At 73.0% G+C, this 13,235-nt stretch carries 14 protein-coding genes; 6 read left to right on the top strand and 8 right to left on the bottom strand.

The features are described 5' to 3' along the window. Positions 1-47 precede the first annotated feature (47 nt). From V5O40_RS11985 to V5O40_RS11970, 4 genes are read right to left on the bottom strand one after another with little or no spacing between them, the layout of a single operon-like run. Entirely contained in the window at positions 48-1,358 is a 1,311-nt protein-coding gene (locus tag V5O40_RS11985) for a metallophosphoesterase (RefSeq protein ID WP_332905498.1), read from the bottom strand. 13 nt (positions 1,359-1,371) lie between these two features. Then, the gene (locus V5O40_RS11980; protein ID WP_164448906.1) at positions 1,372-1,626 is read right to left on the bottom strand and encodes a MoaD/ThiS family protein; all 255 of its coding nucleotides are present in this window, start codon (positions 1,624-1,626) and stop codon (positions 1,372-1,374) included. After that, on the bottom strand, positions 1,623-2,630 hold the full coding sequence (gene moaA / locus V5O40_RS11975) for a GTP 3',8-cyclase MoaA (RefSeq protein WP_332905497.1): 1,008 nt from the start codon (positions 2,628-2,630) through the stop codon (positions 1,623-1,625). Before moaA ends, V5O40_RS11980 begins: the two co-directional genes overlap by 4 nt. After that, positions 2,627-3,541, bottom strand: a complete 915-nt coding sequence (locus V5O40_RS11970) for a fructosamine kinase family protein (protein ID WP_332905496.1) — start codon at positions 3,539-3,541, stop codon at positions 2,627-2,629. Before V5O40_RS11970 ends, moaA begins: the two co-directional genes overlap by 4 nt. A gap of 150 nt (positions 3,542-3,691) precedes the next feature. Between V5O40_RS11970 and V5O40_RS11965 the strand changes: the two genes are divergently transcribed. Both V5O40_RS11965 and V5O40_RS11960 read left to right on the top strand, forming a co-directional pair. Continuing rightward, a complete protein-coding gene (locus tag V5O40_RS11965) occupies positions 3,692-4,726 on the top strand; it encodes a DUF4192 domain-containing protein (RefSeq protein ID WP_332905495.1) in 1,035 nt (344 codons plus the stop codon). A gap of 174 nt (positions 4,727-4,900) precedes the next feature. Next, positions 4,901-5,611 carry a GAP family protein gene (locus V5O40_RS11960; RefSeq protein WP_332905494.1) on the top strand — a complete coding sequence of 237 codons (711 nt, stop codon included), beginning with the start codon at positions 4,901-4,903 and terminating at the stop codon, positions 5,609-5,611. Between the two features lie 19 nt (positions 5,612-5,630). On the opposite strand, the gene fdhD is transcribed toward V5O40_RS11960, so the two are convergent. Then, on the bottom strand, positions 5,631-6,485 hold the full coding sequence (gene fdhD, locus V5O40_RS11955; RefSeq protein WP_332905493.1) for a formate dehydrogenase accessory sulfurtransferase FdhD: 855 nt from the start codon (positions 6,483-6,485) through the stop codon (positions 5,631-5,633). Positions 6,486-6,689: 204 nt separating this feature from the next. On the opposite strand from fdhD, the gene mobA reads away from it, so the two are divergent. From mobA to V5O40_RS11940, 3 genes are all read left to right on the top strand, one after another. Next, positions 6,690-7,337, top strand: a complete 648-nt coding sequence (gene mobA, locus V5O40_RS11950) for a molybdenum cofactor guanylyltransferase (RefSeq protein ID WP_332905492.1) — start codon at positions 6,690-6,692, stop codon at positions 7,335-7,337. Next, positions 7,334-7,618: a DUF6457 domain-containing protein gene (locus V5O40_RS11945; RefSeq protein ID WP_269740600.1), complete on the top strand. Its 285-nt coding sequence runs from the start codon at positions 7,334-7,336 to the stop codon at positions 7,616-7,618. Before mobA ends, V5O40_RS11945 begins: the two co-directional genes overlap by 4 nt. A gap of 83 nt (positions 7,619-7,701) precedes the next feature. Beyond that, positions 7,702-8,781, top strand: coding sequence for a T3SS (YopN, CesT) and YbjN peptide-binding chaperone 1 (locus V5O40_RS11940; RefSeq protein ID WP_332905491.1), 1,080 nt, complete (start codon positions 7,702-7,704; stop codon positions 8,779-8,781). 6 nt (positions 8,782-8,787) lie between these two features. Here V5O40_RS11940 and V5O40_RS11935 read toward each other — a convergent pair whose 3' ends face one another. The 3 genes from V5O40_RS11935 to V5O40_RS11925 form a co-directional block, all read right to left on the bottom strand. Further along, positions 8,788-9,744 (bottom strand): zinc-binding dehydrogenase, encoded by a 957-nt coding sequence (locus V5O40_RS11935; protein WP_332905490.1) that lies wholly within the window; start codon positions 9,742-9,744, stop codon positions 8,788-8,790. Positions 9,745-9,860: 116 nt separating this feature from the next. After that, complete coding sequence (locus V5O40_RS11930; protein WP_332905489.1) at positions 9,861-11,789, bottom strand: beta-propeller domain-containing protein; 1,929 nt, start codon at positions 11,787-11,789, stop codon at positions 9,861-9,863. Positions 11,790-11,847: 58 nt separating this feature from the next. After that, on the bottom strand, positions 11,848-12,306 hold the full coding sequence (locus tag V5O40_RS11925) for an Lrp/AsnC family transcriptional regulator (protein ID WP_164448819.1): 459 nt from the start codon (positions 12,304-12,306) through the stop codon (positions 11,848-11,850). A 59-nt stretch (positions 12,307-12,365) separates the two neighbouring features. Here V5O40_RS11925 and ddaH point away from each other — a divergent pair, with 59 nt between their 5' ends. After that, positions 12,366-13,199: a dimethylargininase gene (ddaH, locus tag V5O40_RS11920; protein WP_332905488.1), complete on the top strand. Its 834-nt coding sequence runs from the start codon at positions 12,366-12,368 to the stop codon at positions 13,197-13,199. The last annotated feature ends 36 nt before the right edge of the window (positions 13,200-13,235 follow it).

The following is a 13,235-nucleotide window of genomic DNA, read 5'->3' as shown; positions in this document are numbered from 1 at the left end:
CGACCGGCCGCGCTGCCGCGCGCCGCCACGCACGGAGGTGAGCTGCGCTATTCCGAACGAAGCTCGACGAGGGTGACCTGAGGCTCCGCGCCGACCCGTACCGGCGGACCCCAGAAGCCGGCGCCGTTGGTCACGTAGACCTTCGTCCCGTCCACCTCACCGAGTCCGGAGACGACCGGCTGTTCGAGCTTCACCAGCAGGTTGAAGGGGACGATCTGACCGCCGTGTGTGTGGCCGGACAGTTGCAGGTCGACCCCGTACCGGGCCGCCTCCAGGGCGGCCACCGGCTGATGGGCGAGCAGCACCACCGGCCGGGACGGGTCCCGGTCACCCAGCGCCGCCTCGTAGTCCGGCGGCGCGGAGACACCGTTGCCGACGGCGGAGACGTCGTTGACGCCGGCCAGGTCGATCGCCCCACCACGGGTGGCGATCTCCAGTCGTTGGTTCTGGAGCACCCGCAGCCCGAGCCGGTCGACCTCGGCCACCCACTCCTCCACCCCGGAGTAGTACTCGTGGTTGCCGGTGACGAAGTAGCTGCCGTGGCGTGCTCGCAGGTCGCGCAGCGGTGCCGCGTCGTCGCCCAGCTCGGCCACCGTGCCGTCGACCAGGTCGCCGACCACGGCGACGATGTCGGCGTCCAGCCGGTTGATCGCGGCCACGATCCGCTCGGTGTGTGCCCGGCCGGTCAGCGGGCCGATGTGGATGTCGGAGACGGTGGCGATGCGCAGGCCGTCCATGCCGCGGGGCAGCTTGGCCAGCCGGATCTGCACCCGGTCCAGCCGGGGCGGACCCAGCGCGGTGCGTACGCCGTAGCCGACCAGGCCGGTGGCGGTGAGCCCGGCGAAGATCGCGGCACCCCGGGCGAGCAGTAGGCGGCGGCCCGGATCGTGGTCGGGGCCGACCGCGCCGGCGGCCGGTCGGTCCGCCGGACCGTCGGCGGTCGGCTGGGCCGGTGCGCCCGGCTCGTCGTCGTCGGCGGTCGGCTCGTCGGTCGACGGGCCGGGCACGGGCGCGGCGGCCGGGCCGACCAGGACCGGCTCCGGAGCGACCAGGGCCGACCGGCGGCGCAGCACCAGCCGCGTCACCACCATCGGGACTTCCAGCACGACGAGCAGCACCAGCAGGTAGAACATCAGCGCGAGCCAGAGGTAGCCCGGCCAGGCGAGCCAGTACATTCCGGCTCGGGTGCCGACCATCGTGGCCGGCACCAGCAGGGCCAGTACCACGGCGGTGACCGTGCCGGCCCGCCGCCAGCGTCCGGCGGTGGTGGTGTCCTTCACCAACCGCTTCCACAGGTAGAGATGGATCAACCCGGTGATCACGGCAAGGGTGGTGACGAAGCCGAGTACCGCGAACACGTGTGGATCCCCCTCAGCCACCGGCGAAGGGAGGCAGGACGTCGATCGTCGCTCCGGCCGGCAGCGGCTTCTGCCGATCATGACAGGTCACGCCGTCGATCAGAAAACTCGACACCGCCAGCACCGGCGCCAACCGGCCGCCGTGCCGCTCGGCCAGCTCGGCCACCAGTTCGTCGAGCGATCGACCAGCGGTGGTGGTCTCCTCGGCGCGGCCGGCCGCGGCCCGGGCCCCGGCGAAATAACGGACGGTGACGCTGGCCACGGTCAGCCTCCGATGGCCGACATCGGCCGGGTCGGTTGCAGGAAGGACGGGTCGTCGATGCCGTGCCCGGCCCGCTTGCCAAGCGTCGCCGCCCGCCAGCGGCGGGCCAGCTCCTCGTCGTCGGCACCGGCCCGCAGCGCGCCGCGCAGGTCCGACTCATCGGTGGCGAACAGGCAGTTGCGGATCTGCCCGTCGGCGGTGAGCCGGGTCCGGTCGCAGTCGCCGCAGAAGGGCCGGGTCACCGTGCCGATCACGCCGACCCGGGCCGGGCCGCCGTCGACCAGCCAGGTCTCGGCCGGCGCGGTGCCGCGTTCGGTCGGGTCCGGGCTGAGGTCGTACGCGGCACGCAGCGCGGCCAGGATCTCGTCGGCGGTCACCATGGCTGCGCGATCCCAGCCGTGCTGCGCGTCCAGCGGCATCTGCTCGATGAACCGCAGTTCGTAGCCGTGGTCGAGGGCGAAGCGCAGCAGCGCCGGTGCCTCGTCCTCGTTGACACCGCGCATCAACACAGCATTGATCTTGACTGGCGTCAGCCCGGCGGCGGCCGCGTCGGCCAGACCGGCCAGCACGTCGGCCAGCCGGTCCCGCCGGGTGAGCCGGGTGAACCGTTCCTGGTCCAGCGTGTCGAGCGAGACGTTCACCCGGTCCAGTCCGGCGACGCGTAGTGCGGGGGCGAGCCGGTTCAGGCCGATGCCGTTCGTGGTCAGCGAGATCCGGGGGCGCGGGTCGAGGGCCGCGACGGCTTCGACGATGCCGACCAGACCGGGGCGGATGAGCGGTTCACCGCCGGTGAACCGCACCTCGTCGACCCCGAGCCGGCACACCGCGACCCGGATCAGCCGGACCACCTCGTCGTCGGTGAGCAGTTGCGGCCCAGCCAGCCAGGGCAGCCCCTCGGCGGGCATGCAGTAGGTGCAGCGCAGGTTGCACTTGTCGGTCAGGGACACCCGCAGGTCCCGGGCGACGCGGCCGTACCGGTCGACGAGGCCGGTGGGCGGGGGCAGGCTCACTGGTCGACGGTAGCGCGACCGACCCCGCTCAGGGCGTCCCGGGCGCTCCTGGTTACCGAATCGCGGTACGCCGCACCGAAGAGCGCGGTGTGCACGAGCAGCAGGTGCAGCTGGTGCAGCGGCACCCGGGCCCGCCATCCGTCGGCGAGCGGCCAGCTCTCCCGGTACGCCGCCATGATCCGATCGTGGTGCGGCGGGCCGCCGAAGAGGGCCAACTGGGCCAGGTCGGTCTCCCGGTGCCCACCGTGCGCCGCCGGGTCGACCAGCCAGACCCGGTCGTCGTCGCCCCAGAGCAGGTTGCCCGGCCACAGGTCACCGTGGATGCGGGCGGGCGGCTCGTCACCGCCGAATTCGCCGATCCGGGCGATGACCTGCTCGACCAGGGCCGCGTCGGCGCTGGTGAGAGCTCCACCGTCGACCGATCGGCGTAGGTAGGGCAGCAGCCTGGCCCGAGCGAACCACTCCGCCCACGGGCCCTCGTCGGGCGTGTTGTCCGCCGGCAGCGCGCCGATGAAGCCGGGCCAGCCGGCACCGAACGCATCGGCACCGGCCCGGTGCAGTCCGGCCAGTTCCCGCCCGAGACGATCGGCCGCCGCCGGGCTCGGCTCCCCCGGCTCGACCCACTGCAGCGCCAACAGCTCCGGCAACGCGACCAGCACCTCCGGTACGGCGACCGCACCGGCGTCGCGTAGCCAGCGCAGCCCGGCCGCCTCCGCGGCGAAGAATCCCTCCGGCACCGGCCGGTCCGCGTGCTCCGGCCAGGACTTCGCGAACACCGAGTGACCGTCGTCCAGGGTCAACCGGGTGGCCGCGCAGATGTCGCCGCCGGACACCGGCGTCTCCCGGATCCGCTGATGGGTCAGGAAGGTGGGCAACTGCTCGGGATGCGCCCGCAGGTACGCCAGATCCATCCCCGCAACGTATCGCCATCGGATCGCCATCGGCTTCGGCACCGCCGCCGATCGCGCGTGAGCTGCCATAACACTGTGCGTGACTGTGGATAACCAGCGTGTCGTCCACAGGGGCAGCGGCGCGGGATGCCGGGCTCGCAGGCTGCCTGCATGAACTCGACCGAGCTGCCCCGACTGTCCGTACGCTCTCCCGCCGACCTCATCGCGGCCGTGCCGTACCTGCTCGGCTTCCATCCCGCCGACAGCATCGTGGTGGTGGCGCTGTCCGGCAAGCGGATCGTCTTCGCCGCACGCGGCGACCTGCCCGGCGACACCGACCCTTACGAGCCTGGTCAACACATCGCCGCGGTGACCGCCCGACAGGGTGCCGACTCGGCCACCGTCGTCGGGTACGGCCCGGCCGCCCGGGTGACCCCGGCGGTGGACGCGGTCCGGGCCGCGCTGGCCGAGGCGGGGCTGGCCGTGCTCGACGCGCTGCGGGTCACCGACGGGCGGTGGTGGTCCTACCTCTGCGCGGAGCCGGAGTGCTGCCCGCCGGAGGGCACCCGGTACGACCCCCAGGCCAGCGCGGTGCCGGCGGCGGCGGTCTTCGCCGGACAGGTTGCCCTGCCCGACCGGGCGGCACTCGCCGCACAGGTGGCGCCGGCCGGCGGGGAGGCGATGCGGCACGCCGCCCGACGCGCTGAGCAACGGCTCACCGACCTGTTGACGGCGGCACCCGCCACGGACCTGCTCGGTGCCCGGGCGCTCAGAACGGCCGGAACGGCGGCGCTGCGGGCCAGCAGGCGTCGCCACCGTGGCGGGGAGCGACTTACCGACGACGAGGTGGCCTGGCTCTGCCTGCTCCTGACTCATCTTCCGGTGCGCGACCACGCCTGGGAGCGCACCGACGGCCGGGACGAGGACGTCGCGTTCTGGGTCGAGCTGCTGCGCCGGGCCGAGCCGGAGCTGATCGCCGCCCCGGGCTCGCTGCTCGCGTTCGCCGCCTGGCGTGACGGGCAGGGTGCGTTGGCGGCGGTGGCGCTGGAGCGGGTGCTTGCCGAGCATCCGGACTATTCGCTCGCTCTGCTGCTGGACGATCTGCTGCGTCGGGGAGTGCCCCCGTCGCGGCTGGACGGTTGGCCGGCCAACGGGCTGCCCGGGGCGCGTCGGCGGGCGAAGCGACGCGCACGACGACGTCCGTGACGGCCGGCTCGCCGGCCACGGTGCAGCCGGACGCGGCATGATGAGGTACCGGTACCCACCGACGGCTGGTGCTCCGAGGCCGGTGCCGGTGGCGGTGCGGTGATCGGCGGGGTCACGCCCCAGCGCGGCCGTGCCGGATAATCGCCACATGTCCGAGCTTGCCGCTGGTACGGCATGAGCCTTGCCCTGCTGCTGTCCCTCGTCGGCCTGGCGCTGGTGGACAGCACCAGCATCGGCACCCTGTTCATCCCGGTGTGGCTGCTGCTGGCACCGGGGCCGGTGAGCGTCCGACGGGTGATGATCTACCTCGGCACCATCGCCGGTTTCTACTTCGTGGTCGGGTTGCTGCTGTATTTCGGCGGCAGCGGTCTGGCCGAGTTGTTGGGCGGTGCGCTGGACAACCGGCCGGTGCTCTGGGGGCAGTTGGTGCTCGGGGTGGGTCTGCTCGTGCTCAGCTTCCGTTACGACGGCAAGCGGGGCGCCGGTACGGGTCGGGTGCTGCGCTGGCGGGACCGGGTGACCGCCGGTGACTCGTCGTCGCGCTGGCTGGTGGGGCTGGCGCTGTTCGCCGCGCTGGCCGAGGTGGCGACGATGCTGCCGTACCTCGGCGCGCTGGGTCTGCTCGCCACCTCCGGCCTGGCGGTGCCCACCAGCATGGCGCTGCTCGTCGGCTACTGCCTGGTCATGGTGGTGCCGGCGATGCTGCTGCTGGGCGCCCGGGTGGCCTGGCCGAGGCTTGTCGAGCCGGTGCTCGCCCGGCTCAACGCGTGGATCGTCCGCTCCTCGGGCAGCATGCTCGGCTGGGTGCTGGGCATCGCGGGTTTCCTGATCGCTCGGGACGCCGCAGCCCGGCTGGAGCTGTTCGAGTTGCTGGCCGACCGCTGACGGTGGGGCCGGGGTCCGGTCAGTCGGTGACCCGGTGCCCGCCGGTGTAGACGTTCATCGTCCGCCCCCGCAGGAACCCGACCAGGGTCATTCCCGCCTCAGCGGCCACGTCGACCGCGAGGGTGCTCGGTGCCGACACCGCGGCGAGCAGCGGCACCCCCGCCATCCACGCCTTCTGGGTCAGCTCGAAACTGGCCCGACCCGACACGAGCAGCACCTGCCCGGTCAGCGGTAGCCGGCGTTCGCGTACCGCCCAGCCCACCACCTTGTCGACCGCGTTGTGCCGACCCACGTCCTCGCGCAGCACCACCAGCTCGCCGGCCGCGGAGAACAGGCCCGCCGCGTGCAGACCGCCGGTGCGGTCGAAGCCCCGCTGCCCGGCCCGCAGCCGCTGGGGCAGCTCGGTCAACAGTTCCGCCGGCACGCTGAGCGGGTCGTCACTGACCTGGAAAAGCGACCGGGTACGGACCGCGTCGATGCTCGCCTTGCCGCACACCCCGCAGGCGCTGGTGGTGGGGAAGTGCCGGGTCGGGTCGGTCACCGGGTCCGGAACCCCGGGCGCCAGGGTCACGTCGACCACGTTGTAGGTGTTCGGAGTGTCGGTGCCGGCACACAGCTGCGCGGTGGACACGTCGTCCGCGGAGCGGATCAGACCCTCGTTGAACAGGAAACCGATGGCCAGGTCGAGATCGGCACCCGGGGTACGCATGGTGACGGTCAGTGGCGGACGTCGCCCCGGTCCGGCGGAACCGACCCGGATCTCCAACGGCTCCTCGGCGGCGAGCGTGTCCGGCCGCCGCACCCGGCGTCGGCCGGTCTCGACCGCACCCAGATCCACCCGCACCACCGCACGCCGATCCGAAGCCCGTCCCACGTCACCCATCCTGCCTCGGCTCGCCGGACGCCATGCACACCGCCCCGAGCGTCACACGCTGACGCGTTCGTGGCACCGGAGCACGCGGCACGCGATCCGTCCGTGCGTTCAGCTCGACAGGAGCCGGTCACCGGTGCCTGCCCGCCACCTGTGCCTGCCCGTCGCGGTGGCTTTCGGCGTGGTGCGGGCGGTTAACGTGGCGGCATGACGGCGTACGCGGCGGTGGTGCTCGCCGGAGGTGCGGGGCGTCGGATGGGCGGGCGGGACAAGGCGGTGTTACCGGTCGGCGGGGTGCCGATGCGGGAGCGGGTGCTGACCGCCGTTGCCGATGCGTCGCCCCGGATCCTGGTCGGCCCCGGACCGGCGATCACCGGAGTTCGGCTCACCCGGGAGACACCACCGGGCGGCGGGCCGGTGGCCGCCGTCACGGCCGGGCTGGCCCTGCTCGACCCGGAAATACCCCTCGTCGCCCTGCTCGCCGCCGACCTGCCCCTGCTGACCCGGGACGCCGTCGGCGACCTGCTGGACCACCTGCACGGCGTCGACCGTGCCCGATCTGTCGGGACGGCGAGCGGGCAAAGGCCGGGGTCGGTGGCGGCCGACGGGGCCTGCTACGTGGACCGGTCGGGGCGACGGCAGACGCTGTGCGGGGTGTGGCGGTCAGCGGCCCTGCGGGCGGCCGTCGACCAACTGACCGTTCGACGCGGCGGTGAGGTGGCCGGTGCGCCGCTGCGGGAACTGCTCGCCGGCCTCACCGTGCGCGAGGTGACGTGGCACGGTGCCGGCCCGGAGCCCTGGTTCGACTGCGACACTGAGGGTGACCTACGCCGGGCGGAGGAGTGGACACGATGACGGTGCTGGACGACTGGGTCACGGCCGCCTGTGCGGAGCTGGGTCTCGATCCGGCGGAGGTGCCGGTGCCGACCGTGCTGGATCTGGCCCGCGATGTGGCTCACCAGGTGCTCCGGCCCGGTGCGCCGGTCTCCGCGTACCTGCTCGGTCTGGCCGTCGGGCGCGGCGCTGATCCGGCCGTGGCCGTGGCCCGGCTCGCCGGGTTGGCCGCCACCTGGCCGGTGGAGCTGGGCGGCGATCCGCATCCGCGGGCCGACCCGGCCGGCCCCGACCACGGTTGACGGCCGCGTTGTCCGATCACGGTCCGGGCTGATCCGTCCCGGCAGCCTGCTGGGTAGGGTGACCGGAACGGACGGAGGCGATCATGACGGCTGACCACCCCTCGGCACCGCCCGGCACGCCGGCGCACCACGAGTCGATCCTGCTCGACGAGCCGAGCACGGCCGACCTGCGGGCGAAGGTGACCGAGGCGTGGCGGGACTTCGCCCGGGCGCTGGCGGAGCGGCTGTCCACGCTGCCGCCGGGCGCGGAGGCGGCCCTGACCCTCGATCCGACCGCCTCCGGCACCGACGACGCGGTCTACTCCGTCTACGTCGAGGTACGCGGCGACGGGAGGTTCGCCGCCCGGGCGGTGGGCAACGCGGCCCTGCCGCAGGGGTACCGGCTGGACCGGGCGGCCGTCGCCGACATGGTCGCGCTGGGCTGGTCACCGCCGGGTGTGGTGGACGGCTCGGGAGACCACTTCGGCTTGGACGCCCCGGCGGACGAAGCCACCCGGCTGGCCGCGCTGCTCTCCCGTACCCTGCGCGACATCTACGGCGCCCCGCACCCGGCCTTTCTGGTGTACGCGTTCGCCGACGGCGAGGGCGAGCCGATCCCGGGCAAGGCGTTGGGGACCGCCCGCAGTGAGGTGAACCTGGCGCGGGAGATCGGCACCGAGCTGGAGAAGGCGCTGGCGGCGACCGACGAGGCCGATGCCGACACCGAGGTGCTGGATCTGGCCGAGCGGGTACGCACGGTCGTCTCGGCCATGCTCAAGTCGGACTCCGACCGGCTCCAGGTCGACTCGGACGGTGACATCAACATCCGGGCCGGCTCGGCGATGGTCTTCGTCCGGGTGCGGGACAATCCGCCGCTCGTCGACGTCTTCTCGCCGGTGCTGACCGAGGTCGAACCGACCGAGCGGCTGTACGTGAAGCTCTCCGAGCTGACCAACCGGATGCCGATCGGGCGCCTCTACTGTGCCGACGACACGGTGTGGGCGTCGATCCCGGTCTTCGGCCGCAACTTCCAGCCGACCCACCTGATGCTCGCGGTGCAGGTGATGACCGGGCTCGCGGACGAGCTGGACGACCGCCTGCACGGCGAGTTCGGCGGCAAGCGGTTCTTCGGCGAGGGCGACAAGCCGGGCCGCGGTGAGCACCGCACCGGCATGTACCTCTGAGGACGGTCAGCGCACGTCGAGCAGGGTTTTGCCGACCGTCGACCGGGCCTCGATGGCCGCGTGCGCCTCGGCCGCCCGAGCCAACGGGAAACGCTGGCCGATCACCGGGCGCAGCCGCCCGGCCGCACCCTCCGCCAGCGCCCGCTCGGTGTACGCCCGCAGCTGGGCGGGGGTCGGCGTCGGCCGGACCAGCGTCACGCCCCGCTCGGCGGCGGCCTGCGCGTCGATGCCCGCCCACTCGCCGCTGGCCAGCCCGAAGCTGAGCATCCGACCGCCCCGGTCGAGCAGGTCGAACGCGTCCCGTCCGACCGTGCCCCCGACCCCGTCGAAGACCACGTCGACGGCACCGGTCGCCGACCGTACCCGCCCGACCCAGTCCGGCTCCCGGTAGTCGACGGCGATCTCGGTGCCCAGCGGCGGCAGCAGGGCGACCTTGCGCGTACCGCCGGCGAGGCCGACCACCCGTGCTCCGGCGGCTGCGGCGAGCTGGACGAGCAGGCCGCCCACCCCACCGGCGGCGGCCTCGACCAGCACCCGGTCTCCCGACCGGACATCGGCCGCCTCGGCGAGCATCAGGGCCGTACGTCCGTCGGCGAGCAGGGCCACCGCCTGGTCGAGCGGCAGCCCGTCCGGCACCGCCACCGGCAGCGCCGCGTCCACGACGACCCGCTCGGCGTACGCGCCGGTGCCGCCGGTGCCGCTGACCACCCGTCGGCCGACCAGGTCCGGGTCGACGCCCGGTCCGACGTCGCCGATCAGACCGCCGACGCCGTTGCCCGGGATCACCGGCAGCGTCGCGCCCGACGGGCCGAAGCCGGTCGCCCGGAACTGGGTCTCCACGAAGGTGATGTTGGTGTGCACCACGTCGATCAGCACCTGTCCCGGTCCGGGTACGGGATCGGGTGCGGTACCCGGCACCAGCTTCTCCGGACCGCCGAACTCGTGGATCCACACCGCCCGCATGTCTCCCCCTTCACCGCCGCTTCCCGCCGAGTCGACCAGTTGAAGCGTGGTTGAGGTCAAGGCGGGTGGGGCCCGGAAACCCCGAGAAACCGGGCCCCACCCGCGGGGAGGAAGGTTCAGGTTGCGGCGATCCAGGCCAGGCTCCGGGCCGAAGCCGGGTCGGTGGCGCGCAGGCCCGCCTCGGAGACCGTCCAGAGCACGTCGCCGACCACGAGGGACCGTCGTACCGGCGGGTGCCACTGCCGCCGGCTGCTGTCGCCACCGACCGGGTGGGTCACCTCGCCGATCTCGCCGATGGTGTCGCCGCTGACCCGTAGCAGCCGGACACCGGCGTCGACCGGCAGCGCCACCAGGCCGGTGTCCGGGCGGTACAGGAAGGCGTGCGGGTCGTGCTCGGCGTGGGACCACCCGCCGGGCAGGTGCCACTGGTCCAGCCGGTCCGGCTTGGCGGGATCACCGACGTCGAAGAGCGAGACCTGCACTCCCTTGGTCCTGCCCTGGGCGTCGGCCTCCTGACCGACGCCCAGCAGGCGCCCCTCCGGCAGCGGATGCAGGTACGCGGAGTAGCCGGTGATCTTCAGCTCGCCGGTGACCACGGGTGCGGCCGGGTCGGCGAGGTCGAGCGCGTAGAGCGGATCGGTCTGCCGGAACGTCACGACGTACGCGACCGGGCCGAGGTAGCGCACCGAGTAGATCCGCTCACCCCGCCCGAGGCCGCCGATCATGCCGACCGGCACCAGCGCCCCGTCGTCGTGGCGTAGCACCCGAACCGCCGACTCGGATTCGCTGCCGTCGTCCCGGAATTCGCCGGTGGTGGTGGCCACCCGAAGGTGTCCCGCCCACTCGGAGAGCGCGTACTGGTTGATCAGTCGGCCGGGGACCGAACCGGCGGCCAGGAAGCGGGGACGCCCCGGCGCGGCGGTGTCGAACTGGTAGATGTCGGTGACCGGCTCGGCCGACGACGGCCGCCAGCGCGGCTTACCGGTGATCGGCTCCGGACGTGGACCCGCCAGGTAGAGGCTGGTCGCCGTGCCGTAGACGGTGTCGGCGTCGGCGGCCACCGAGACCGGATCACCGTCGCCCAGCCGGTCGCGGGTGAGATCGAAGCTGAGCACGGTGAGGGTGGACCAGCCGGTCATCCGCTCGGGTCGACTGAGCCGGTCGCAGCCGACCCGACCGGTGTGCCGCTCCGGTCCGGCGGTCCACTCGTACTCCGGCAGCCACGCCTCGACACCGGCCCGGGCGATCACCTGGCGGTTCCGTTCGGTGCGGACCTGGTCGGTGCCCTCGGCCTCCAGCGGGAATTCCAACTGGGCGTACGAACGGACCGCGACCCGGGCGGTGTCGCCGGTCAGCCGGGTGTCGACCGTGCTGCCCTGGATGCGGTACGTGCCGAGCACCACGGGACGGCCGGACAGGCCGATCAGCAGCAGGCGGGCACCGCCGGGACGCCTGATCGAGCGCAGCGCGTCGGCCGGACGCGGCGGATCCTCGCCGAGTACCAGCGCGCGGTCGCCGAGCAGCAACAGCCGGTGGTCCTGCCAGCGCAGTTCCTCCCGACCGCCGGCCAGGTCGAGTCGCCCGGTGACGCGGCGGCTCACCGGATCGACCACCCGCAGCACCCCGCCGGTGACGGTGACGATCCGTCGGCCGTCGGTCTTCACCAGGTCGGGTTCGTCGGCGCCGGTCTCGTGGTTGTTCGTCGTCGAATAGTCTGCCCCGGCGTTTTGACCGGCGGCGTCTGCCGGCGCTCCGCCGAAGGTACGGGCCATCGACTCCGCGCCACCGATCGCCGCCGTCCGGTCGCCGAACAGCGCCACGTCACCGGCGAAGCCGTACGGGCCGACCGAGGCGGTGGCCGCCGCCCGCAGCTCCGTGAGGGCATCGGTGCACGAGTCGAAGGAGACCAGGCCGACCGGCACCATCGGTGCTCCGGCGGTGTCGGGCCCGGTCGGCGGAGGTTGTGTCACGGTCATGCTGCCGGCGAGCAGAGCGAGCGCGACGAGTGAACCGCCTGCCGTGGCGAGCTTGGTGCCCCGTTTCATGGCCGGTTCGACGCGGTGGCTCCGCGTTCGGTTCCAGCCGGTGCCGGCTGTTGCGGCTTCAGCCGGTGGAGGGACCCACGCCGGGGGACTCGACCAGCCGGGAGAGCACGATGGTGCTGCGGCTGGAGGTCACGAACGTCTCGGCCCGCAGCCGCTCCAGCGCCTCCTCGAGATGGGCGATGTCGGCGGCCCGCAGGTGCACCAGGGCGTCGGCCTCCCCGGAGACGGTGTACGCACCGACCACCTCGGGATGACGGCGCACGGCGGCGCCGATCTGCGCCGGGGTGGTCCGACCGGCGCAGAACAGCTCCACGAAGGCCTCGGTGGTCCAGCCGACCGAGGCCGGATCCACGATGGCCGTGAATCCCCGGATCACCCCGGCGGATCGCAGTCGATCGACCCGCCGTTTCACCGCCGGAGCCGAGAGCGACACCCGGGTGCCGATGTCGGCGTACGAGGCGCGGGCGTCCGCGACGAGCAGCGCAATGATTCGCTGGTCAACGGCGTCGATCTGCAATGTTCCGCCTCTGGGAAGCAATGTTTGCGGCTGTTACCAAAGTTCTACCCTACCTACTCTTGGTGACCGTGAACCAGCAGCGCGTGCCGCGAAAGCGGACATATCTCATGTGCTCCCCCGAGCACTTCGCGGTCGAGTACGCGATCAACCCGTGGATGGACGTGACCGCACCGGTCGACGTGGAGCTGGCGGTCAAGCAGTGGGACCGCCTGCGCGAGACCCTGGTCGGCCTCGGCCACGAAGTGCATCTGCTGGTGCCGGAGCCAGGTCTGCCCGACATGGTCTACGCGGCCAACGGTGCGTTCATGGTCGACGGCACGGTCTACGGGGCTCGGTTCAAGCACCAGCAGCGGGCCGCCGAGGCGGCCACGCACCGGGCCTTCCACGAGGCGCAGGGCTGGCGGTTCATCGCGCCGAACGAGACGAACGAGGGCGAGGGCGACTTCGCGTACCTGCCGGAGGCGCACGGCGGGCTGATCCTGGCCGGGCACGGCTTCCGTACCGAGTTGCCGGCGCACGCCGAGGCGCAGGAGGCCCTCGGCCGGCCCGTTGTCTCACTGCGGCTGGTCGACCCGCGCTTCTACCACCTGGACGTGGCGCTCGCCTCGATCGACGACGGGAACGTCGTCTACTACCCCGGTGCCTTCTCCGCCGCCAGTCAGCGGGTGCTCGCCCAGCTCTTCCCGGACGCGGTGCTGGCGGACGACGAGGATGCCCTCGCCTTCGGGCTGAACCTGGTCAGCGACGGCGCCAACGTGGTGCTCAACAGCGAGGCCACCCGGCTCGCCGGTCAGCTCAAGGTGGCCGGCTACACCCCGGTGCCGGTGGAGCTGGCCGAGCTGAAGAAGGGCGGTGGCAGCGTGAAGTGCTGCGTCGCCGAACTCCGCCACTGAGCCCAGGCAGAGCGACGAGGCCGTCCCGGTAAGGGA

Origin of the sequence: Micromonospora palythoicola (genome assembly GCF_036689795.1) — a bacterium.
Taxonomy (GTDB): Bacteria; Actinomycetota; Actinomycetes; order Mycobacteriales; family Micromonosporaceae; genus Micromonospora; species Micromonospora palythoicola.
Note: the sequence above shows the minus strand (reverse complement) of the source record. Positions and strands in the feature narration are given on the sequence as shown.